We start from the raw sequence: 20,717 nt of genomic DNA on the forward strand, positions 1-20,717 counted from the left end.
CCCCAACTCCCGTGACCAGCCATGGGCGTTCGCCTTCCCAGAACGGTGACGTCAAACACGTCGGATGTGACGTCGGGCCGCCGTCCCCTTGACAGCCCTTCCCCGCCACAGGCAATCTTCCAGTACGCAGAAATGAACTTCCGCGATACGAAATTCTTGGGAAGTCCATCAGGAAGGAGCGCGACCCCGATGGGATTCGCAGAGCAGCGCTTCAACGTCAACCTGTCGATCCTCTTCACGGAACTCCCGCTCCTGGAGCGCCCGGCGGCCGCCGCCGCGGCCGGCTTCACCGCGGTCGAGCTGTGGTGGCCCTGGGTCGACTCCCCCGTCCCCGAGCGGTCCGAGCTGGACGCGCTGCGGAAGGCGGTCCAGGACGCGGGCGTACGGCTCACGGGCCTGAACTTCTACGCCGGGCGACTGCCCGGACCCGACCGGGGCGCGCTGTCCGTCCCCGGCGAGGAGTCGGAGCGGTTCCGCGCCAACGTCGACGTGGCCGCCGATTTCGCCGGGTCCCTGGGCTGTACGGCCCTGAACGCGCTGTACGGCAACCGGGTCGCCGGCGTGGACCCGGCCGAGCAGGACGCGCTCGCCCTGGAGAACCTCGTCCTGGCGGCCCGGGCCGCCGACCGGATCGGCGCGGTCCTGCTGATCGAGGCGCTGAACAAGCCCGAGTCGCCGCTGTACCCGCTGGTGTCGGCGCCGGCCGCCGTGGAGGTCGTCGACAAGGTCGACGCGGCCACGGGACTGGGCAACGCCCGCTTCCTGATGGACCTGTACCACCTGGCGATGAACGGCGAGGACCTGCCGGCGGTGATCGACCGGTACGCCGGGAGGACCGGTCATGTGCAGATCGCCGACAACCCCGGCCGCGGCGCCCCCGGCACCGGCTCGCTCCCGCTGGAGGACCTGCTGGACCGGCTGCGCGAGGCCGGTTACGACGGCTGGGTCGGCCTGGAGTACAAGCCCGGCGAGCGTCCCAGCGCGGAGGCCTTCGGCTGGCTGTCCCGCTGACCACATCCCCTTGCACCGAGAGGCACCCTCACATGAACGGTCTTCCCCCTTCCTCCCGCCCGACCCGCCCGGCGGTCACCTGGATCGGCCTCGGCATCATGGGCTCCCCCATGTCCGAGAACCTGATCAAGGCGGGCTACGACGTCACCGGCCACACGCTGGAGCAGGCGAAGCTGGACCGGCTGGCCGCCGCCGGCGGCACCGCCGCCTCCTCCGTCGCCGAGGCGGTGCGGGACGCCGACGTGATCATCACGATGGTTCCCGCGTCCCCGCAGGTCGAGGCCATCGCGTACGGCCCCGACGGCATCCTGGAGAACGCCCGGCCCGGCGCCCTGCTGATCGACATGTCCTCGATCACCCCGGGGACCTCCGTCGACCTGGCCGCCGCCGCGAAGGACAAAGGCATCCGGGTGCTGGACGCACCCGTGTCGGGCGGTGAGGCGGGCGCCGTCGAGGCGGTGCTGTCCATCATGGTCGGCGGCGACCGGGCCGACTTCGAGGAGGCGAAGCCGATCTTCGAGGCGCTCGGAAAGACCATCGTGCTGTGCGGTCCGCACGGGTCCGGGCAGACCGTGAAGGCCGCCAACCAGCTCATCGTCGCCGTCAACATCCAGGCGTGCGCCGAGGCCGTGGTCTTCCTGGAGAAGTCGGGCGTGGACCTGACGGCGGCGCTCGACGTCCTGAACGGCGGACTGGCCGGCTCGACCGTGCTGACCCGCAAGAAGGACAACTTCCTGAACCGGGACTTCGCGCCGGGCTTCCGTATCGACCTGCACCACAAGGACATGGGCATCGTCACCGACGCCGCCCGCGCCGTCGGCGCGGCACTGCCCGTCGGTGCCGTGGTCGCCCAGCTGGTGGCGAGCCTGCGCGCGCAGGGCGACGGCGGACTGGACCACTCCGCGCTGCTGCGGGCGGTCGAGCGGCTGTCCGGCGCGCGGGTCTGACCGGTCCGCGCCACTCACAGACCTCCGGGCGGCGCCGGCGCCGACACCTGTCCTGTCGCACCCAAGGCGTCGGCGCCGCCCGGAACCCAGCACGATGAGGCACAGCGACTCGCGTACGGCCCCTGACGGGAGGTCGGGGCCGTACGCGCGGCCCGCGGAGAGCTCGTACGGCCCGGATGAGGGGTGACCGTACGGGACACCGCGGGCGGGGCGAGGGCACCGCGGCGGCGTGCGAGCCAGTGCGGTGGTGAAGGCCGCGGGACTCCTTCTTCGACCTGAGGGGAGGGGTCCCGAAGCCGTCGCGGCCGCCGCGGTCCCTGGCCCGTCCCCCTTGCAGCGCCCGGATGCGGACGGTCCCGCGTCCGGGCGCTTCCCGGCGTCCGGGGTGCGGATCCGTCCGGTGCGCAGCAGCCTGGGGGCATGGCACATCCAACGGAGCATCCGCACATCGTGGTGCACTCCCCGGCCCTGGACGGCTCCCGGCGGGTCACCTCCGGCGACGACACGCTGGGCATCGCCACGCACGTCGACGACGTGGGCGAGATCCTGCGGCTGGCCGATCTGTACGTCACCGACGTCGAGGGGACGGACCTGATCGAGTGGCAGGGCGGCGGCCCCGACGACTGGCCGGGACTGTCGGAGCACCACGAGACGACCTGAGCGCCGCTACGGCATCGGCTGTACGCCGGGTACGCCACCCTCAAATGAACCTCTGAAGACGGCCCGAAACGCTTGGACCGCCACCGCGGGCGGGCACACTCCTGGCACACGGGGCCCGCCGGCACGGGGGCGGCGGGCCCCTGCCGAGGGGGTGTCATGCCATGACCGGCACCGGAGGCGTCCGGGGGACGCCGCACGAGCTCGCCCTGCTGGCCGGCGGCCCGCTCGCCGCGGTCACGGTGGCCGTCGTCGCCCTGCATCTGCGGGGCGCGGTCGAGGCGGGCGCGCCGGGTACGGTACGGGCGGTCGACGGGGAGGCGGGGCGGGCCCTGCCCCCGCTGCCGCCGCCCGGGGTCCCGCTGGAGGACGTCCAGGGGCGGACGGAGGCCGTCACGGGCGAGATGCGGGCGTCGTACCTGGAGAGCGCGGTCCACCACTGTCTGGCCGAGCCCTCCGAGCCACGGGAGCTGGTCCGGCACCCGGATGTCCGCTGGGCGGTGGCCGAATTGCGGGTGGGGCTGGCCGAGGCGGGGATGCTGCGGTACCCGCTGCTGCTCGGACCGACCAGGGCCGCCCGCCGGCGGCTGAAGGTCCTGCGGAAGGCGTATCCGCTGCCGACGAGCCGGCACGGCCGGCCGGACCACGAGAAACTGCTCGCCATAGCCCTGCACGGCAAGGACGCCCTGACCGTCCTCGTTCCGCGCTTCGCCCTCCGGGCGGGCCTGACCGAGCGGATCGACCTCAGGGAGAAGGGCCTCCGCCACTCCCCGGGCGGCGGCACCTACGGGGGCGGCGGCGGCCACACCTACTGCGGCGGGGGAGGTGGCTGCGGAGGCGGGGGCGGCTGCGGAGGCGGCTCGAACTGAGCCCGCCTTCCCTCCGACGGCGGTCCGGCGCTGTGCTATTCAAGGGCGGTGACGATCACCGGCATGTCCAGCAGACCCTTCGACGCGGTGCTGTGCGACCTCGACAACGTGATCCGCTTCTACGACACCGCTCCGGTGGCCGAGCTGGAGCGTGCCTCGGGACTGGCCGAGGGCACCACGGCGGAAGCGGCCTACGCCCCTGAAGTGGACCTGCCGCTCCTCCTCGGCAGGATCACCACGGAGGAGTGGGTGGACTCCATCGCGTCGGCGCTCTCCGGCCGGGTGCCGCCGGCGCGCGCCCGCGAGCTGGGGAAGGCGCTCGCCGACGCCCCGTTCCGCGCCGATGACGTGGTGGTGGACCTGCTGCGTCGGGTGCGGGGACACATGCCCTTGGTCCTGGTGACGAACGCGACCTCGGAACTGGAGCGCGACCTCGCGTCGATGGGGCTGGCGGATCTCGCGGACCACGTGGTCAGCAGCGCTCGGGTGGGAGTGGCCAAGCCCGACCGGGCGATCTACGAGATCGCGGCCGAGCGGGCAGGGGCGGCCGCCCACCGGTGCCTGTTCGTGGACGACCGGCTGGAGAACGTCGAGGCCGCCGTCGCCCTCGGGATGACCGGTGTGCACTACCGCACGCCCGCCGACCTCCGGAGGGCGCTGAGCTTCCTGCCCGACGCCTGACGGCGGGAGGGGCGGCCCGCCACCGGGACGGGCCGCCCCCGGGCGGGTGCGGGTGGTCAGCTCTTCAGGGGCCTGATCGACGTCGGGGCGTGGGCCGGTTCGGTCGCGAGTTCCTCGAACTCGGTGACGTCTCCTATGTCGTTGGTCGTCGACATGGAGATGTTGGTGACGCGTTCCAGGATCGCCTCGACGACGACCGGGACCCGGAACTCCGCCGCGAGCTTCTTGGCCTGCTCCAGGGCCGCGCCCAGTTCGTTCGGGTCGGTCACCCGGATCGCCTTGCAGCCCAGGCCCTCGGCGACCTTGACGTGGTCGACGCCGTAGACGCCCAGCTCCGGGGCGTTGACGTTCTCGAACTCCAGCTTGACCTGGAAGTCGATGTCGAACGCCCGCTGCGCCTGGCGGATCAGGCCCAGGTAGGCGTTGTTCACCAGGACGTGGACGTACGGGATCCTGTGCTGCGCCCCGACCGCCAGTTCCTCGATCATGAACTGGAAGTCGTAGTCGCCGGACAGGGCGACGACCTGCGCCTCGGGGTCGGCCTTCGCCACGCCGAGCGCGGCCGGGACGGTCCAGCCGAGCGGGCCCGCCTGGCCGCAGTTGATCCAGTGCCGGGGCCGGTAGACGTGCAGCATCTGCGCGCCGGCGATCTGCGAGAGGCCGATGGTGGAGACGTACCGCGTCTCGGGGCCGAAGGCCTTGTTCATCTCCTCGTAGACGCGCTGCGGTTTGATCGGGACGTCGTCGAAGTGCGTACGGCGCTGGAGGGTGGTGCGCTTCTCCTGCGCGGCGGCCGCCCAGGCGGAGCGGTCGGGCAGCCGGCCCTCGGCCCTCAGCTCCTTCGCCACCTCGACGAACAGCTCCAGCGCGGCGCGCGCGTCGGAGGCGATGCCGTAGTCGGGGGCGAAGATCCGGCCGATCTGGGTGGGTTCGACGTCGACGTGCACGAAGGTGCGGCCGGCCGTGTAGACGTCGAGTCTCCCGGTGTGGCGGTTGGCCCAGCGGTTGCCGATGCCGAGGACGAAGTCGGACTCCAGGAAGGTCGCGTTGCCGTAGCGGTGCGAGGTCTGCAGGCCGACCATGCCGGCGTTGAGCTCGTGGTCGTCGGGGATGACGCCCCAGCCCATCAGGGTCGGCACCACCGGGGTGCCGGTCAACTCGGCGAACTGGACGAGCAGTTCGGCCGCGTCGGCGTTGATGACACCGCCGCCCGCGACGATCAGCGGGCGTTCGGCGGCGTTCAGCATGCCGATCGCCTTCTCGATCTGGGCGCGGGACGCGGCGGGCTTGTAGACCGGGAGCGGCTCGTAGGTGTCCGGGTCGAACTCGATCTCCGTCAGCTGCACGTCGATCGGCAGGTCGATCAGGACGGGGCCGGGCCGCCCGGAGCGCATCAGGTGGAAGGCCTGCTGGAAGACGCCGGGGACCTGCGCGGCCTCCAGGACGGTCACCGCCATCTTGGTGACCGGCTTGGCTATGGAGGCGATGTCGACGGCCTGGAAGTCCTCCTTGTGGATCACGGCGGTCGGGGCCTGGCCGGTGATGCACAGGATCGGGACGGAGTCGCCGGTCGCGGAGTACAGGCCGGTGATCATGTCGGTGCCGGCCGGTCCGGAGGTGCCGATGCACACGCCGATGTTGCCGGGGTGGGTGCGGGTGTAGCCCTCGGCCATGTGCGAGGCGCCCTCGACGTGGCGGGCGAGGGTGTGGGTGATGCCGCCGGAGGCTTTGAGCGCCGCGTAGAAGGGGTTGATCGCCGCGCCCGGGACACCGAACGCGTCGGTGACGCCCTCACGCCTGAGAATCTCAACTGCCGCGCGGGCAGCGGTCATTCGAGCCATCGAGTACTCCTGCTTCGGCTGTCGGATGCGTACTCCCGTCGCGCCCCGCGGTGAGCACTTCCGCATGGTGGAAAATAATTTCTACTATCTGGAATGAATGTAGGGTGGGTGGCCGAAGCCGTCAAGAGAGGGGCAAGTGCCGGACACACGGCGGACCGGTGGAGGACGATGGGCACCGCCTCGAGAACACGGGAGTGGGACCATGCCCGAGAGCGTGCCGGTGCGCTGCCCCGCCTGTCGGCGCTCGCACCGCTACACGGCACCGTCGTACCCCTGCGCGTGCGGCGCGCCCGTCACACCGCCGCTGGACCTGGACGGGGTGGCCGGCCCGGCCGGGCACCGCTCCTGGGACGAGGAGTGGGTCGCCGTGCGGTGCGGGCGCTGCGGGCGCCGTGGCGAGTGGCCGCGGCCGGAACTGGGGTGCCCGTGCGGGACGGTGCTGCTGATCCCGGTGGCCGGGCCCCGGGCGCCCGCCCCGGCGGTGCGCCCCGAGGCCTCCGCCGCCCGTCCCGCGCGGGACGCGGACCGGGACGCGGTCACGGCCGCCGTGCTGCATCTGCGCCGGCTCGGCCACGAGGACGTCCGCCGCACCGGCCGGCGCTCCCCGTCCGGTGTCGAACTGGCGGGCCGCGGCGTCCTCGCCCAGGTCGGCCCGTCGGCACGCCCGGCGACCCCGCGGGACGTGGAGTGCCTGTGGCTGACGGCGATGACCGAGTCCGCCGTCTGCCTGTACCTCACCGTCGCCGGTTACACCGAGGAGGCGCGCGCCCGCGCCGACGCGCTGGACGTCCCCCTGTTCCTGCTCGGCCCCACCGGCACCCCGCGGCCGGTGAACGGACCCGCCGAGGCGCTGGACACCGACGGGTCCTGAAATCCCGGCGACGAACCCGCCACCGGCATCCGATACTCGGCGGATGCGCATCCGTCCCACCGAACCCGGTGAACTGCCCGCCCTCCAGGACATCGAACGGGCCGCCGGCACCCCGTTCCGCGACCTCGGCATGCCGGAGATCGCCGACGACGACCCGCCCGCACCGGACGTGCTGGAGCGTTACCGCCGGGCGGGCCGCTGCTGGGTGGCGGCCGACGAACGAGACCGGCCCGTGGCGTACTTGACCGCCGAACCCGTGGACGACGCCCTCCACGTGGAGCAGGTCTCCGTCCACCCGGACGCCGCCCGCCGGGGCGTGGGCCGGGCGCTGCTCGACCACGCCGCCGCCCACGCCCGCGAACAGGGCCTGACCGCGCTGACGCTGACCACGTTCGCCGATGTCCCGTGGAACGCCCCGTACTACGCGCGCCTCGGCTTCCGCGCGCTGAGCGAGCCCGAACTCACGCCGGGCCTGCGGCGGATCCGCGCCGAGGAGGCCGGGCACGGACTCGACCGGTGGCCGCGCGTGTGCATGCGCCGGGACCTTCCCCCGCACCCGCGGCAGGAGAGCCGGACCGCCCGGATGACGATCAGGCCGGCGCGTGAGCGGGACCTCCCCGGTTTCCTCGGCCTGGCCGCCCAGGTCGAGCAGTGGTTCGGCCCGATGGTCGAGGAGCCGGGCTTCCACGACGCGGTGCGGGAGCACATCGCCGGCTCCCTGGCGCTCGTCGCCGAGTCCTCGGGGCCGGACCTCCTCGGCGGACTGCTGTTCGGGGGCGAGGCGCCGACGTATCACGTGCACTGGCTCGTCGTCTCGCACCGGGCGCGGGGGAAGGGCGTCGGCGGCGCGCTGATGGCGGAGGCGACGCGCCGGTGGGTGCGCGGGCCGGGTGACATCGAGGTGGTCACCTTCGGGGCCGACCACCCCGGTGCCGTCGTCAGCGGCGCCCGCGTCTTCTACGAGCGGCTCGGCTTCACCCCCGCCGAGGCCGCCGCTCCGGGTCCGGAGGGCGGCTCCCGGCAGGTCTTCCGGCGGACCGTCGCCTGACACGACGTCACGAGACGCCCTCTCCGGGAAATACGGGAAATACCGGAGAGGCCGTCGGCCCTCGCCCTTCGCCCCGATTCGGCGCGAAAGGGCAAAAGGCTCAACGCGCCACCCCTGCCGCAGGACCACTGAAATCACCCCGCTCACGGGAAACAGAGCCATCACGTCGGGAAATGCGACAACCTCTCGCCGGCCGCGAACAACTTGATCAACCCTTTACCGGCTTGGGTTTTCTTACGGGATCTTGATGGGCAACCTGTGGGCGGCGTGCGGTCGAGTGCACCATGCATCGACCGACTCGGCGTCACATCCATGCACAAACGGCAGGACGTGCCGCGCTCGACGCGGCACGGAAAAGGAAAATCCGAGGTGATATGCGTGCAAGGCATACGCAGATGGGGGCCGCCCGCGGCGGCCCTGACGCTGCTGGCCGGAGCCTTCCAGGGAATCCAGGCGTCCCCGGCAGCCGCCGCCGACTGCTGGCGGGCCACCTGTTCGGGCAAGGACCCCGTTCAGATGGGGTGTGACGACGACGCCGAGATCCTGCAGCAGGTGGCCGAGCCGGACGCGTCGGTCGTGGTGCGGCTGATGTGGTCACCGCAGTGTCAGGGCGTATGGGCGAAGGTCTCACGCGATCTCGACACGTCGCCCGACTACGTGTACCTGACGCTGTGGTCGACACGTGATCCCGACGGCGGCATTCAGCGGTCCACCGCGTCGGGCCCGCTGCCCGACGGCGTGGCGGGCGACTACACCGTGATGGAGAACTGGAAGACCACGACGGCGAAGGCGTGCTGGAACGACGTCCACACGCGATACGACCCCGAGCCACTGAAGTACATCATCAACAACCCCACCGCCACATCGGACAAACCGGTCGACGCGAGCCTCCCGACCACCCACGGCAGCTGTACGGATTGGCTGTGAGGAAGACGATGCGCAGAAGTGGAAGAGGTCTCAGGAGATATTTCTCCATGAACCCGCTGATGGCTCTGAGCCTGGTGGCGGCGTCCGCGGTCGTGGTCCCGCTGGTTTCCTCGGACACCACGGTGCAGACGGCCCCTGCCGCCGCGGACGACACGGCGCCCGGTCTGTTCTCCACACCCGGCAAGGAGCTGGGATCCGGTTACGCCTCTTCGTCGGACGCCATCGTGCAGGCCACCGGCGACGCCGAGGGGCTGCACATCCTCGCGGCGAGGGAGAGCGACGCGTTCTCCTTCTATGAGATCGCCCGCCTCAACCGCAAGGAACTGTCGGACGTCGGCCCGTGGACGGGCTACGTCTGCACCACGGGGTCAGGGGACTACGCGGCGGCGGTGTACGCCCCGTCGATGTGGTCCAACGAGCCCGGCGCGTACGCGAGGGGCGCGTTCGCCGCGGTGATCCGTCTCTCCGACGGCAAGGTCACCGAGGTTCCCGGCCGGGTGCAGCTGGCGTACTTCGCGCCGGGCTGCGGAGCGGGCGACGAAGTGGCGTTCACCTCCAGTTCGGCCACCGACAAGTCCGCCGGCTCGACGACGGTCATATCGGTCGACGCGGCCACCGGAGCGGTGTCCTCCCGCCGCACGGTCAAGGGTTTCCTGACCCATGTCACGCCCACGCGGAAGGGCACGTTCGGCGTGCTCGACGGCAACCTCGTCGACCTCAAGGGCAACGGCAAGAAGCTGTCCGCCCGCAAGCTCGCCGCGGTGCCCGGCCCGATGTTCGCGCTGACCGCCTCGAAGAACGGGACCGTGGACATCGGCACGGTCGACGGCAAGAGCAGCGTCATCTCCCGCTTCGACGGCGAGGACTTCACCGAACTGGGCCGAGCCCCCAAGGGGAAGGTCAAACTCCTCCCGGTGGCCGACGGCGCCGCGGTCGTCGGGCAGGTGAAGGAGATCGTCACCAGCGACGCCCCGGGGCTCTTCAAGCACGCCGTGGACGGACGCGTGACCGGGATCTCCCGCCACCGTCACCTGGTGACCCACTCGGTGTTCTCCGAGCAGATGAAGGGCCTCACCACCCGCATCGGCTCCGCCTCGAAGCAGGGCGCCGGAACGCTGACCGTCAAGGCGACCGCGCTCAAGACCGGTGCGAAGGCCACCACGCTCGTGGACGCCGACCGCAGGCGGCCGAAGCCGGACACCTCGCTGCCGATGGACCCGGCCGCGTTCGTCACGGCCGATGACGACGATCCTCCCACCTGCGGCGAGGGCGGGCCGGAATCACAGTGCCTGTCCGGGTCCGGTGCGGACCACTACGGCTTGATCGGGCAGATGGAAACCCCCTGCATCGTCAAGCGCAACGACCCCAAGCGCCAGGCTCTCCAGGCCAGCGCGAACCAGGTCGAGTGGGCGGTCGACCAGGCCGTTCACGGCACCCTGACGATCACCCGCCCGCAGAACTGGCACGACACCGGGCTTGCCGCCTACACCCCGCAGGGCCTGTTCCCCAAGCCGGGACTGACCGGCGGAGGCGATATCCCCGCACAGGTCATGCTGGGCATCCTCGCCCAGGAGTCCAACTTCAAGCAGGCCTCCTGGCACTCCATGAACGGTGACTCGGGCAACGTCACCAGGTCGGACTGGTTCGGCAACGAGAACGGCATCCACTACTACCCCGACCGGTCCAAGGCCGACTGCGGCTACGGCATCGCCCAGGTGACGACCGGCATGTCCTGGGAGCACTCCACGCAGTACGACGCCCTGCGCGCCGGCGCCATCACCACCGACTACGCGGCGAACATCGCCGCCGGTCTGGAGATCCTGGCCGAGAAGTGGAACCAGCTCAAGGCGCTGGGCATGAACACCAACAACGGCAACCCGGCCTACATCGAGAACTGGTACACGGCGCTGTGGGGCTACAACTCCGGCGTCTACACCTCCGGCTCCGTCGGTCTGGGCTTCTTCAACAACCCGATCAACCCGAGCTACCCCGCCGACCGGCACCTGTTCCTGCGCGACAGCTACGAGGACGCCTCCACCCCCAGCGAATGGAGCTACCAGGAGAAGGTCCTCGGCTGGGCCGAGACCCCACAGCTGACCTGGAACGGAGAAGAGTCGTACGCCGAGCCGAACATGCCGCTCGGCCGCATCACGGACGCCCCCCACGACCTGTTCTGCGACCCCGGCGTCAACGCGTGCGACCCGGGCGCGGCCGACCCGTGCCCGAGCTGGGACGAGCAGTGCCGCTGGGACGCCTCGGTGAACTGGATGGGCGGCTCGCAGAGCAGCGGTAACTCCAGCACCGAGAAGCTCAGCTACTCGCTCGGCTCGGGAGAGCCCGCGCTCCAGAGCAAGTACGGTCACGGCCCGTGCATCGACCACCCGAGCGTCTACACCGGTGCCATCATCGTCGACAACCTCGGAGAGCACGAGGACACCTACGGGTGCGGGGACTTCGAGGCGGCCGACGACGGCAAGTTCACCCTCCAGGTCGGCGACAACTTCACCATGCAGAGGGAAGACGGATCGTTCCGCGCGACCCCCTACATCGCCGGCATCGACCTCCACCAGCTCGGCGCCGGGTACGACCACCACGTCTACTTCACGCACAGCTACGAATACACCGAGCCCTTCCACAGGGTCACCGGCCGGTGGCAGGTCAACCAGGCCAAGCTCCCCTCCGGAGACCAGCCCGGCCAGCGCTACAAGGTCTTTGTCCACCTGCCCGCCCACGGAGCGGAAGCGGTCGTCCGGTACGACTTCATCCCGGGTGACAACACGGCGGGCGCCAAACCCGACTACTGCAACGTCAACCAGGGAACGCGCAGCGCGGGGAAGGACACCTGGTTCGAGATGGGCACCTTCACCTTCTGGAAGGGTGGCCGGATCGAGATGGACAACATCCACAAGGGCGGCACCGGAGACGACAACGTGGTGTTCGACGCGATCGCCTTCGTTCCGTTCAACTACGCGGATCCCGGCCCGTGCGCCCTTGTCGACGGTGGCCTGTGATGCGCGCCGCCCTCCGTGTTCCCGCCGTGCTGATGACCGTCGTCATCGGCGCGGCGGGAGCCGTCTCCTGCGGCCGGGGCGACTCCACGACGACAGCGTCCGACCGCTCGAAGGCCGCGGCGCCCCGTCCCGAGGCATCCGGGACGCGGACCGCACCACGTGCCGCCGATCTGCCGAAGCACGCGGTGACCAGCGACAAGCAGCCCAGCTTCGGCGCGGCGGACACGATGGCCACCGGATACACCGGGAAGGACTTCCTCACCGGGCTCTCGAAGGACTGGAAGCTGAAGCTGGACGCACCCGTCGAACAGGAGATGCCCGACGGGAAGGAAAGAACCTACGTCCACGGACGCGACGGGAAGGGGATGACGGTTTCGGCCGGATACGCCGATCACGAGAACTTGTCGTCCCTCCTGTGCAGAGTCGGCGCGGACCGGTCCGACGGTTTCGGCTTCCTCGCCGCCTGTACGGGACTCGATGTGGCGGGAGTCGACCACAGCAAGGCGTCCTCGTGGCTCGAGCAGGCGAAGAAGGAAACCGACTCGCTGTATGCGAAAAGGGTCGCCGAGACGGGGAACAAGAAGGAGTACGTCGTCAGCGGGGTGTTCACCTCGGGGCCGGTGACGATGGTTCTGCACCGGGCGTATGACAAGTACTCGCTGAGGGTCCTCGGGGGCGCGGTGGCGCGGAGCGAGTGACCGGCTTTCGGACGCGAAGGTCCCCGCCGTCCCCGGCGGGGACCTTCGCTCCTGTCGAACAATCCGCTCTACAGGGGCGAGCAGATGAGTTCTTCGGTCTTCTGCTTGTACTCCTGCATTTCGCCCGCCTCGTAACCCGCTTCCTTCAGGCTCTGCATCAGTGACGCCGTGTCGCCGCACAGACGGGGACGCTGCTGATCGAGGTAGGATTTGACGCCTTCGGCGGTCAGATCTCCCCACGCCTGTTTGATCTCGTCGTTCTTCTCGTGCGCATAGGAGAACTCGACCCATTCCTTTTCCCGGTCCGACAGGCGGGACGTGTCGACGGACGTATCACTTCCGCTGCACGAGGCGGCCGTGAGAGTGGCCATGAGAGTGGCCGCCACCACGATACATATACGCGCTTTCTTCACAACGCCCTCTTCTGCCAGATCACCGGAAGCGCATTGTATCCATCTGGATCCACCGACCGGCAAGGCGCCTCGTAAGTGAAAACACCCCCGTAATTCGGAAATACGAGTCCGTCTTGGCCTCACGTGCCGTACCGCTCCCGCAGCTCCACCTTGCGCACCTTCCCGGACACCGTCATCGGGAAGGCGTCGAGGAGCTGGAGCCGGCTCGGGATCTTGTAGTGGGCGAGGCGGTCCGCGCAGAAGGCGCGCAGTTCCTCCAGGGTGAGCGGGTCGGCCGGATCGCGCGGGATGACGCAGGCGAGCACCTCCTCGCCGTACCGCTCGTGCGCGACCCCGACGACCTGGACGTCCGCGATCTTCGGGTGGGCGTGGAGGAACTCCTCGACCTCGCGCGGGTAGATGTTCTCCCCGCCCCTGATGATCATGTCCTTGATGCGGCCGACGATCTCCACGTAGCCGTCCTCGCGCATCACCGCGAGGTCCCCGGTGTGCATCCAGCGGCCCGCGTCGACGGCCCCGGCGGTCTTCTCCGGCTCGTTCCAGTAGCCGAGCATCACGCTGTAGCCACGGGTGCACAACTCCCCCGCGGTGCCGCGCGGTCGGGTCACCCCGGTGGCCGGGTCGACGACCTTGACCTCGATGTGCGGCAGCACCCGGCCGACGGTGCCGGTGCGGTGTTCCAGGTCGTCGTCCATGCGGGTCTGGAGCGACACGGGAGACGTCTCGGTCATGCCGTAGCAGATGGAGACCTCCTCCATGTGCATCTCGGCGACCACCCGCTTCATCACCTCCACCGGGCACGGCGAGCCCGCCATGATGCCGGTGCGCAGCGAGGTGAGGTCGTACGACGCGAAGCCGGGCAGGTTCAGCTCGGCGATGAACATGGTGGGCACGCCGTAGAGCGAGGTGCAGCGCTCCCGCTGGACGGCCTCCAGGGTGGCCTTCGGCTCGAAGGAGGGGGCCGGGATGACGACGCAGGCGCCGTGGGAGGTGGCGCCCAGGTTGCCCATGACCATGCCGAAGCAGTGGTAGAACGGCACCGGCAGGCAGACCCGGTCCTGTTCGGTGTAGCCGACGGTGCGGCCCACCCAGTAGCCGTTGTTGAGGATGTTGTGGTGGGAGAGCGTGGCGCCCTTCGGGAAGCCCGTCGTGCCCGAGGTGTACTGGATGTTGACCGGGTCGTCGCAGCTCAGCCCGGCGGCGATCTCGTCGAGTCGCTCCGGTGGCACGGCGGACGCGCCCTCGGTCAGCGCGTCCCAGGACGGGTCGCCGATGTAGACGGTCTCCCGCAGATCGGGGCAGGCTCCGCGCACTTGGTCCACCAGCGCCCGGTAGTCGCTGCCCTTGTGGGCGAGCGAGGAGACCAGCAGTGAGATCCCGGACTGCTTGAGCACGTACTCCAACTCGTGAGCCCGGTAGGCCGGGTTGATGTTCACCATGATGACGCCGATGCGGGCGGTGGCGTACTGCACCAGGACCCACTCGGGACAGTTGACGGCCCAGATGCCGACCCGGTCGCCCGTCCCGACGCCCTTCGCCAGCAGTCCGCGCGCCACCTCGTCGACGGCGGCGCCGAACTCGGCGTAGGTCCAGCGCCGTCCGGACGGCACGTCGACGAGGGCCTCGCGGTCGGGCCACGCGGTGACGGCCCGGCCGAGGTTGGCGCCGATGGTGTCGCCGAGCAGTGGGGTCGTACTGGTGCCGTGGCTGTACGACAGGGGTGCGGTCACCGGAAGTCCTCCTCGCGGTACTCGTCGGTGGAGCCGGCGGCCGTGGCCTCGCGCAGCTCGATGCGGCGGATCTTGCCGGAGACCGTCTTGGGCAGCTCGCCGAACTCCAGGCGGCGGATGCGCTTGTACGGGGCGAGCGCCTCGCGGGAGTGCTCGAAGAGCACCTTCGCGGTGTCCGGGCCGGGCTCCCAGCCCTCCGCGAGCACGATGTACGCCTTGGGCACGGCCAGCCGCAGCGCGTCCGGGGCGGGCACGACGGCCGCCTCGGCGACCGCCTCGTGCTCCAGCAGGGCGCTCTCCAGTTCGAAGGGGCTGATCTTGTAGTCGCTCGCCTTGAAGACGTCGTCCGCGCGACCGACGTAGGTGATGTATCCGTCCTCGTCGCGGGAGCCGATGTCGCCCGTCCGGTAGTAGCCGCCGGCCATCGCCTCGGCCGTACGGTCCGGGTCGCCGTGGTAGCCGGTCATCAGGCCCACCGGGCGGTCGGAGAGGTCCAGCGCGATCTCGCCCTCGGCGGCGCCGGGCGCGCCGGAGACCGGGTCGAGGAGTTCGACGCGGTAGCCGGGGCTGGGGCGGCCCATGGAGCCGGTCTTGAGGACCTGGCCGGGACTGTTGGAGACCTGGACGGCGGTCTCGGTCTGGCCGAAGCCGTCCCGGATGGTGACGTTCCAGGCGCGCCGGACCTGCTCGATGACCTCGGGGTTGAGCGGTTCGCCGGCGGCGACGACCTCGCGGGGCGGGGTGCGCAGCCGGCCCAGGTCGGACTGGATGAGCATGCGCCACACGGTCGGCGGGGCGCAGAACGTGGTGACGCCGGCCTTGTCCATCTCGGCCATCAGGCGGGGCGCGTCGAAACGGGTGTAGTTGTGCAGGAAGACGGTCGCCTCGGCGTTCCACGGGGCGAACAGGTTGGACCAGGCGTGCTTGGCCCAGCCGGGCGAGGAGATGTTGAGGTGCACGTCGCCGGGGCGCAGGCCGATCCAGTACATGGTCGCCAGGTGGCCGACGGGGTACGAGGTGTGGGTGTGCTCGACCAGTTTGGGGCGGGCGGTGGTGCCGGAGGTGAAGTACAGCATCAGCGGGTCGTCGGAGAGGGTGGGCCCGTCGGGCGCGAAGTGCTCGGCGGCGCCGTAGGCGTCCGCGTACGGCAGCCAGTTCTCGCGGGCCCCCTCCCCCACCGCGATCCGGGTGTAGCCGCCGGGCACCTCGTCGAACTTCGCGGTGTCGGCGGCGCGCGCGATCACATGGCGGACGCGGCCCCTCTCGACGCGGTCGCGCAGGTCGGCGGGGCCGAGCAGCGGGGTGGCCGGGATGACCACGGCGCGCAGCTTCATCGCGGCCAGGGCGGTCTCCCACAGCTCGGCCTGGTTGCCGAGCATCACCAGCACCCGGTCCTCGGCGGCCACGCCCCGCTGTCGCAGCCAGTTGGCGACCTGGTCGGAGCGGCGGGCCAGGTCGGCGAAGGACAGCCGGGTCTCGTCCCCGTCCTCCTCGACGAGGTGCAGGGCGGTGCGGTCGTTGCCGTCCGCGATCACGTCGAACCAGTCGAGCGCCCAGTTGAACCGGTCGGGCCGGGGCCAGGCGAAGTCCCGGTGGGCGGTGGCGTAGTCCTCGCGGTGTTCCAGCAGGAAGTCCCGGGCCCTGCGGAAGGCCTCCGTCGCCGTCGTCATCTGCTCCTCCTCGTGCCGGACCGTGCCGGACCATTGCCGGGCGGCTCTTCCCCATCGTGTAATCCGTGATGCGTGTCTCACTACCCCCGAACGGGGGTGTGCGCCGCGCGGAGAGCGTGGTGAAGGGGTGAACAGGTGACGGCTGACCCGATGAGGGCGGGCGACGCGGTGGAGATCCGCGGGGCGCTGGCCCGGCTGCGGCGCGCGACCGGGCTGCCGGTCGCCTTCGGCGGACTGGTGGAGCCCGGCCGGCGGCAGGTGCGCATCAGCGAGCTGAGCGGCACCGCGACGCCCGCGCTGAGCGCGCTCGCGGTGACCTCGGGCAACGGTCTGGGCGGCAAGGCGGTGGCGCTGGCCCGGCCGTGCGCGGTGACGGACTACTCCGTCTCGCGGCAGATCAGCCACGAGTACGACCTCCCGGTCGCCGCCGAGGGCCTGCGCGCCGTCGTCGCCGTGCCCGTGGTCGTACGGCGTCGGGTGCGGGCGGTGCTCTACGGCGCCCTGCGCGCGGCGCACCCGCTCGGTGACCGCACGCTCGGCGCGGCGGTCCAGGCGGCGCGGGACGTGGAGCAGGCGCTGGTGGTACGGGAGGAGGCGGCGGCGCTGGTGGCGGCGGCCGGTCCGGGGACGGCCGGTCCGGGGGCGGGGCGGCCCGATCCGGCGGCCGGGGCGGCCCGGGAGCAGGTGCGGGAGGCGCACGCGGCGCTGCGGGCGCTGGCGCCGCGGATCACGGATCCCGTGCTGCGGGCCGAGCTGCTCGACGCGTGCGCCCTGCTCACCGCGGGCACCGCCCCGTCCCCGGCGGTGCGGCTCGCACCCCGGGAGGTGGACGTGCTCGCCTGTGTGGCGGCGGGGGCGACCAACGGGGCGGCGGCGGAGCGGCTGGGGGTGACGGCCGAGACCGTCAAGGCGTACCTGCGGTCGGCGATGCGGAAGCTGGGGGTGCGGACCCGGGGGCAGGCCGTGGTCGCGGCCCGCCGGGCGGGGTGGTTGCCGTAGGTTTGCGGTGTTTTCCCGAGGTGGGTATTACCAGTGGTACGGCTTTGGATTTCACCGTCGCACGGTCCGCTGTAATTTGCCTCACTACACGGTCCGTCCGGAATTAAGGAGCCTGTTGCCTAATATTGGCCAGGACACGCCACACGGAGGGGAGCGGTGACCGTGCGACGGGACTTCAAGGAGCCTGCCAGGAGCCGCCCCGACCTGGTCATAGGCCGGGAGGAGCTGTACTCCGAGGCACGGGGGCAGCTCGCCCGCGGGGGCAGCGTGCTGCTGCACGGCCCGGCGGGAATAGGAAAATCGACCGTGCTGCGGGCACTCGCGGCGGAAAACGCCGGTACGACGGGGACGGTGTTGCGCTGCTCCGCCACGGAGTCCGAATCCCATCTTCCGTTCCTGGCGCTGGCCGATCTGTTCGGTCTGGTCCTCGACAAGGTGTCCGCCCGGCTGCCCGCCGCCCAGCGCACCGCCCTGGAGTCGGCACTCACCGGGCGCGGCGAGTCCACCCTCCAGCGGGACGGCCTCGCACTGCGTCTCGCGGTGCTGTCCATGCTGCGGGCGCTGGCCGCCGAGGGGCCGGTCCTCCTCGTCGCCGACGACCTCCAGTGGCTGGATTCCGCCAGTGCCGAACTCCTCGGCTTCGCCGCCCGGCGGCTCGGCGACAGCCCGGTGCGGATGCTGTGCGCGGTGCGCACGGACGGCGAGGAGTACGACCGTCATCTGCGCGCCTGCCCGCCGGACACGCTCGCGGTGCGGCTGGGCCCGTTCTCCCGGACCCAGGTGTCCGCCCTCCTCGACCACCGCGGCTACACCGCCCTGTCCCGCTCCACGGCCCGGGACATCCACCGCACCAGCGGCGGCAACCCGCTGTTCGCCCTCGAACTGGGCCGCGCCCTCGCCGAGAGCCCCACCCGGCCCAGACCGGGCGAACCGCTGCCGGTGCCGACCTCGCTGCGGGCCCTGGTGCTGAGCCGCCTGGAGATGCTGTCGGACGAGGCGCGCCGCACCCTGCTGGTGGCCAGCGCGGGCGCCCGCCCCACCCTGGCGCTGCTGCACGCGGCCGGCCGGGAGAACGCCGAGGCGGAGACGGCGCAGGCCGCCACGCTGGGCCTGCTGGCGACGGACCACGAGGAGCCGGCGCTGCGGTTCGCGCATCCGCTGATCTCGGCCGCCCTGTACGCGGAGGCCCCGGCACGGGAGCGGCGGGCCGTGCACACGGCGCTGTCCACGGCGGCCTCCGACCCCATCGAACGGGCCCGGCACCTGGCGCTGGCCGCCACCGGCCCCGACCCGGAGGTGGCGGCCCGGCTCGCCGAGGCCGCCGCGCTGGCCCGGGACCGGGGGGCGCCCTCGGTCGCGGCCTCGCTCGGGCTGCTCGCCGCCCGGCACACCCCGGCCGACGGCGGTCCCGGCCCCGACGAGCGGCGGCTCCAGGCCGCCGAGGACGCGATCACCGCCGGCGAGGCCGACCTGGCCCGGGACATAGCGCGCGAGGTGCTGACCCGGGCGACGGCGCCGGCCGAGCGGGTGCGGGCGTGGATGGTGGTCATCGAGGCGGCCGGGCAGGCGCTCGGCGAGGTCGACGCCGTGTTCCCGCAGATGCTGGCCGACGCCGGTGACGACCCCCGGCTGCTGGCCCTGGTCCACTACCAGCTCGCCTGGCGGGAAGTGCTGGTGGACGGCGACTTCGCCAAGTCCCGCCAGGAGGCCGCGCACGCCGCGGAGCTGGCCGCGCGGGGCGGCGACCGGCGCACCGAGCTGATGGCGCTGGCCTTCCAGTCGTCCACCGAGACCCTGATGGGCCACCCCGACGCCCCCACGACCATCCAGCGGGCGCTCCAGGAGCCCCAGGATCCCGATGTGGCCTGCCACCACAACGGCGCCGCGATGGCGAGGTTCCGCTGGCTGCTGATGAGCGACCAGCTTCCGGAGGCCCGTACGGCCGTCACGGCGCTGCTGCGGGAGGCGCGGCGGCGCGGCATGGTGGAGAGCGAGGTGCACTTCTCGCGGCTGCTCGCCGACACCGAACTGCGTTTCGGGCACTGCGGCCGGGCCCTGGACCTGGCCCGCGAGAGCCTGCGGCTGGCCCGGGACTCCGGGATCGGCGAGAGCGCCTCGGCCACGCTCGCCTCGCTCGCGGAGGCGTCGGGCGGGGACGTGGAGCGGGCGCTGACACTGGCCCGCGAGGCGGCGGACCACGCCGAGGTGGACGGCGACCAGTTGTACCTCTCCCTCGCCCTGGCCGCCCTCGGGTACGCCCAGTTGGTGGCGGGGGACGCGCAGGCCGCGGTCCGTTCGCTGCGCCGGGTGCGGGAGCTGGAGCACGGCATGGGCGTCAGCGACCCGGCACGGGGCCGCTGGCAGGGCGACCTCGCCGAGGCACTGGTGCGGATCGGCGAGCCCGGCGAGGCTCAGGAACTCATCGACGTCACCCGGGTGCACGCGCTGCGCCTGAACCGTGCGAGCGTCCTCGCGGTACTCGACCGCGCCGAGGCGCTGGTGCGCGCGGCACGCGGTGAACACCAGGCGGCGCAGGCGCAGTTGGCGTCGGCGCAGAAGCGGCTCGCCGGACTGGGGTACGGTCTGGAGGAGGCGCGGGCCGCCTTCGCGCTGGCCCGGCTGCGCGGTCGGGGCCCGGCGCCCGCGGTGTACGACGAGACCGCTCGGCTGTTCCGGCGCTGCCGTGCGCTGCCGTGGCTGCGCCAGGTGGAGCGGGCCGTGGCCGCCGGTCCCGCGGAGGCGGAGACCGCGCCCGCCGCCACGCCGGGCGCCCTGGACGGGCTGGCCGCGATGGAACGGCAGGTCGCCGCGCTGGTGATGGAGGGCGCCACCAACCGGGAGATCGCCGGGCGCCTGTTCATCAGCGTCAAGACCGTCGAGGCGACCCTCACCCGGGTCTACCGCAAGCTGGGGATCCGCTCACGGGTCGACATCGTCCGGCTGGCGGCGGGCCGTCGCACGAAGTAGCGCCGGGCCGCTGGGCCGCCACTGGGGCGATCGAGGGTTTTCCCTGCCCCAACTCTCCTAGGGGGTTCCCTCATTGGAACGATCGCGCTCCGGGCCGTAGCGTAACGGCGTGCCGCTCGCCGGGCACACGGGGACCTGTCCCGAGGCCCCCGTGCTCGACCCCCCACCCCGTGCGACCCCCACCGGCCGTCCCGTGAGGAGACCCATGTCCGGGCCCACCCGCGCCAAGAAGGCCGCCGCCGTCGGCGCCGCTGTCCTCCCGTCCTCCCGCCCGTCCACCGGGACGGCCACGGCACGGGCCGACGGGTGAGGGACGCCCGGGACACCCCATGAATTCCTGAGTACCCCTCGGGCGGCAGACCAGGGGGCGTTGCGAG

General features: G+C 71.7%; 16 protein-coding genes and 1 pseudogene. 13 read left to right on the forward strand and 4 right to left on the reverse strand.

The features are described 5' to 3' along the window. Positions 1-189: 189 nt before the first annotated feature. From ACZ62B_RS12065 to ACZ62B_RS12085, 5 genes are all read left to right on the forward strand, one after another. Positions 190-1,011: a TIM barrel protein gene (locus ACZ62B_RS12065; protein ID WP_468889044.1), complete on the forward strand. Its 822-nt coding sequence runs from the start codon at positions 190-192 to the stop codon at positions 1,009-1,011. A 32-nt stretch (positions 1,012-1,043) separates the two neighbouring features. Beyond that, the gene (locus tag ACZ62B_RS12070) at positions 1,044-1,958 is read left to right on the forward strand and encodes a 2-hydroxy-3-oxopropionate reductase (RefSeq protein WP_344556263.1); all 915 of its coding nucleotides are present in this window, start codon (positions 1,044-1,046) and stop codon (positions 1,956-1,958) included. A gap of 420 nt (positions 1,959-2,378) precedes the next feature. After that, positions 2,379-2,618 carry a hypothetical protein gene (locus ACZ62B_RS12075; protein ID WP_344556265.1) on the forward strand — a complete coding sequence of 80 codons (240 nt, stop codon included), beginning with the start codon at positions 2,379-2,381 and terminating at the stop codon, positions 2,616-2,618. A gap of 161 nt (positions 2,619-2,779) precedes the next feature. After that, on the forward strand, positions 2,780-3,484 hold the full coding sequence (locus tag ACZ62B_RS12080; protein WP_344556267.1) for a TIGR04222 domain-containing membrane protein: 705 nt from the start codon (positions 2,780-2,782) through the stop codon (positions 3,482-3,484). Positions 3,485-3,547: 63 nt separating this feature from the next. After that, entirely contained in the window at positions 3,548-4,165 is a 618-nt protein-coding gene (locus ACZ62B_RS12085; protein WP_344556269.1) for an HAD-IA family hydrolase, read from the forward strand. A 56-nt stretch (positions 4,166-4,221) separates the two neighbouring features. On the opposite strand, the gene gcl is transcribed toward ACZ62B_RS12085, so the two are convergent. Beyond that, positions 4,222-6,006 carry a glyoxylate carboligase gene (gene gcl, locus ACZ62B_RS12090; RefSeq protein WP_469690098.1) on the reverse strand — a complete coding sequence of 595 codons (1,785 nt, stop codon included), beginning with the start codon at positions 6,004-6,006 and terminating at the stop codon, positions 4,222-4,224. Between the two features lie 202 nt (positions 6,007-6,208). On the opposite strand from gcl, the gene ACZ62B_RS12095 reads away from it, so the two are divergent. The 6 genes and pseudogenes from ACZ62B_RS12095 (at position 6,209) to ACZ62B_RS12120 (ending at position 12,561) form a co-directional block, all read left to right on the forward strand. Then, complete coding sequence (locus ACZ62B_RS12095; RefSeq protein WP_469690100.1) at positions 6,209-6,877, forward strand: hypothetical protein; 669 nt, start codon at positions 6,209-6,211, stop codon at positions 6,875-6,877. Positions 6,878-7,007: 130 nt separating this feature from the next. Further along, a pseudogene (locus ACZ62B_RS12100) lies at positions 7,008-7,340 on the forward strand (GNAT family N-acetyltransferase); the annotation flags it as partial. 120 nt (positions 7,341-7,460) lie between these two features. Further along, positions 7,461-7,925 carry a GNAT family N-acetyltransferase gene (locus tag ACZ62B_RS12105; RefSeq protein WP_468720762.1) on the forward strand — a complete coding sequence of 155 codons (465 nt, stop codon included), beginning with the start codon at positions 7,461-7,463 and terminating at the stop codon, positions 7,923-7,925. Positions 7,926-8,303: 378 nt separating this feature from the next. Further along, positions 8,304-8,852, forward strand: a complete 549-nt coding sequence (locus ACZ62B_RS12110; RefSeq protein WP_468878993.1) for a DUF2690 domain-containing protein — start codon at positions 8,304-8,306, stop codon at positions 8,850-8,852. Between the two features lie 47 nt (positions 8,853-8,899). Continuing rightward, a complete protein-coding gene (locus tag ACZ62B_RS12115) occupies positions 8,900-11,863 on the forward strand; it encodes a carbohydrate-binding protein (RefSeq protein WP_469690103.1) in 2,964 nt (987 codons plus the stop codon). After that, positions 11,863-12,561 (forward strand): hypothetical protein, encoded by a 699-nt coding sequence (locus tag ACZ62B_RS12120; protein WP_469690105.1) that lies wholly within the window; start codon positions 11,863-11,865, stop codon positions 12,559-12,561. The genes ACZ62B_RS12115 and ACZ62B_RS12120 overlap by 1 nt, the downstream gene beginning before the upstream one ends. Before the next feature lie 68 nt (positions 12,562-12,629). On the opposite strand, the gene ACZ62B_RS12125 is transcribed toward ACZ62B_RS12120, so the two are convergent. The 3 genes from ACZ62B_RS12125 to ACZ62B_RS12135 all read right to left on the reverse strand — a co-directional run bounded on the left by ACZ62B_RS12125 (position 12,630) and on the right by ACZ62B_RS12135 (position 16,374). Then, a complete protein-coding gene (locus ACZ62B_RS12125) occupies positions 12,630-12,932 on the reverse strand; it encodes a hypothetical protein (RefSeq protein WP_344556280.1) in 303 nt (100 codons plus the stop codon). A gap of 161 nt (positions 12,933-13,093) precedes the next feature. Continuing rightward, positions 13,094-14,704 carry an AMP-binding protein gene (locus tag ACZ62B_RS12130; RefSeq protein WP_344556282.1) on the reverse strand — a complete coding sequence of 537 codons (1,611 nt, stop codon included), beginning with the start codon at positions 14,702-14,704 and terminating at the stop codon, positions 13,094-13,096. Further along, entirely contained in the window at positions 14,701-16,374 is a 1,674-nt protein-coding gene (locus tag ACZ62B_RS12135; RefSeq protein ID WP_469690108.1) for an AMP-binding protein, read from the reverse strand. The genes ACZ62B_RS12130 and ACZ62B_RS12135 overlap by 4 nt, the downstream gene beginning before the upstream one ends. 150 nt (positions 16,375-16,524) lie before the next feature. Between ACZ62B_RS12135 and ACZ62B_RS12140 the strand changes: the two genes are divergently transcribed. Next, positions 16,525-17,373 (forward strand): helix-turn-helix transcriptional regulator, encoded by an 849-nt coding sequence (locus tag ACZ62B_RS12140; RefSeq protein WP_344556645.1) that lies wholly within the window; start codon positions 16,525-16,527, stop codon positions 17,371-17,373. A gap of 156 nt (positions 17,374-17,529) precedes the next feature. After that, entirely contained in the window at positions 17,530-20,340 is a 2,811-nt protein-coding gene (locus ACZ62B_RS12145; RefSeq protein WP_344556285.1) for a helix-turn-helix transcriptional regulator, read from the forward strand. The last annotated feature ends 377 nt before the right edge of the window (positions 20,341-20,717 follow it).

The sequence above is a fragment of the Streptomyces sp. NPDC053426 genome (genome assembly GCF_055585405.1).

Bases quoted from the DNA above. Each gene is read 5' to 3' on its own strand.
- ACZ62B_RS12135 (WP_469690108.1), bottom strand. From the start codon at position 16,374: ATGACGACGGCGACGGAGGCCTTCCGCAGGGCCCGGGACTTCCTGCTG.
- ACZ62B_RS12065 (WP_468889044.1), top strand. From the start codon at position 190: ATGGGATTCGCAGAGCAGCGCTTCAACGTCAACCTGTCGATCCTCTTC.
- ACZ62B_RS12080 (WP_344556267.1), top strand. From the start codon at position 2,780: ATGACCGGCACCGGAGGCGTCCGGGGGACGCCGCACGAGCTCGCCCTG.
- ACZ62B_RS12105 (WP_468720762.1), top strand. From the start codon at position 7,461: ATGACGATCAGGCCGGCGCGTGAGCGGGACCTCCCCGGTTTCCTCGGC.
- ACZ62B_RS12140 (WP_344556645.1), top strand. From the start codon at position 16,525: ATGAGGGCGGGCGACGCGGTGGAGATCCGCGGGGCGCTGGCCCGGCTG.
- ACZ62B_RS12085 (WP_344556269.1), top strand. From the start codon at position 3,548: ATGTCCAGCAGACCCTTCGACGCGGTGCTGTGCGACCTCGACAACGTG.
- ACZ62B_RS12125 (WP_344556280.1), bottom strand. From the start codon at position 12,932: ATGGCCACTCTCACGGCCGCCTCGTGCAGCGGAAGTGATACGTCCGTC.
- gcl (WP_469690098.1), bottom strand. From the start codon at position 6,006: ATGGCTCGAATGACCGCTGCCCGCGCGGCAGTTGAGATTCTCAGGCGT.
- ACZ62B_RS12115 (WP_469690103.1), top strand. From the start codon at position 8,900: ATGAACCCGCTGATGGCTCTGAGCCTGGTGGCGGCGTCCGCGGTCGTG.
- ACZ62B_RS12120 (WP_469690105.1), top strand. From the start codon at position 11,863: ATGCGCGCCGCCCTCCGTGTTCCCGCCGTGCTGATGACCGTCGTCATC.
- ACZ62B_RS12095 (WP_469690100.1), top strand. From the start codon at position 6,209: ATGCCCGAGAGCGTGCCGGTGCGCTGCCCCGCCTGTCGGCGCTCGCAC.
- ACZ62B_RS12070 (WP_344556263.1), top strand. From the start codon at position 1,044: ATGAACGGTCTTCCCCCTTCCTCCCGCCCGACCCGCCCGGCGGTCACC.
- ACZ62B_RS12075 (WP_344556265.1), top strand. From the start codon at position 2,379: ATGGCACATCCAACGGAGCATCCGCACATCGTGGTGCACTCCCCGGCC.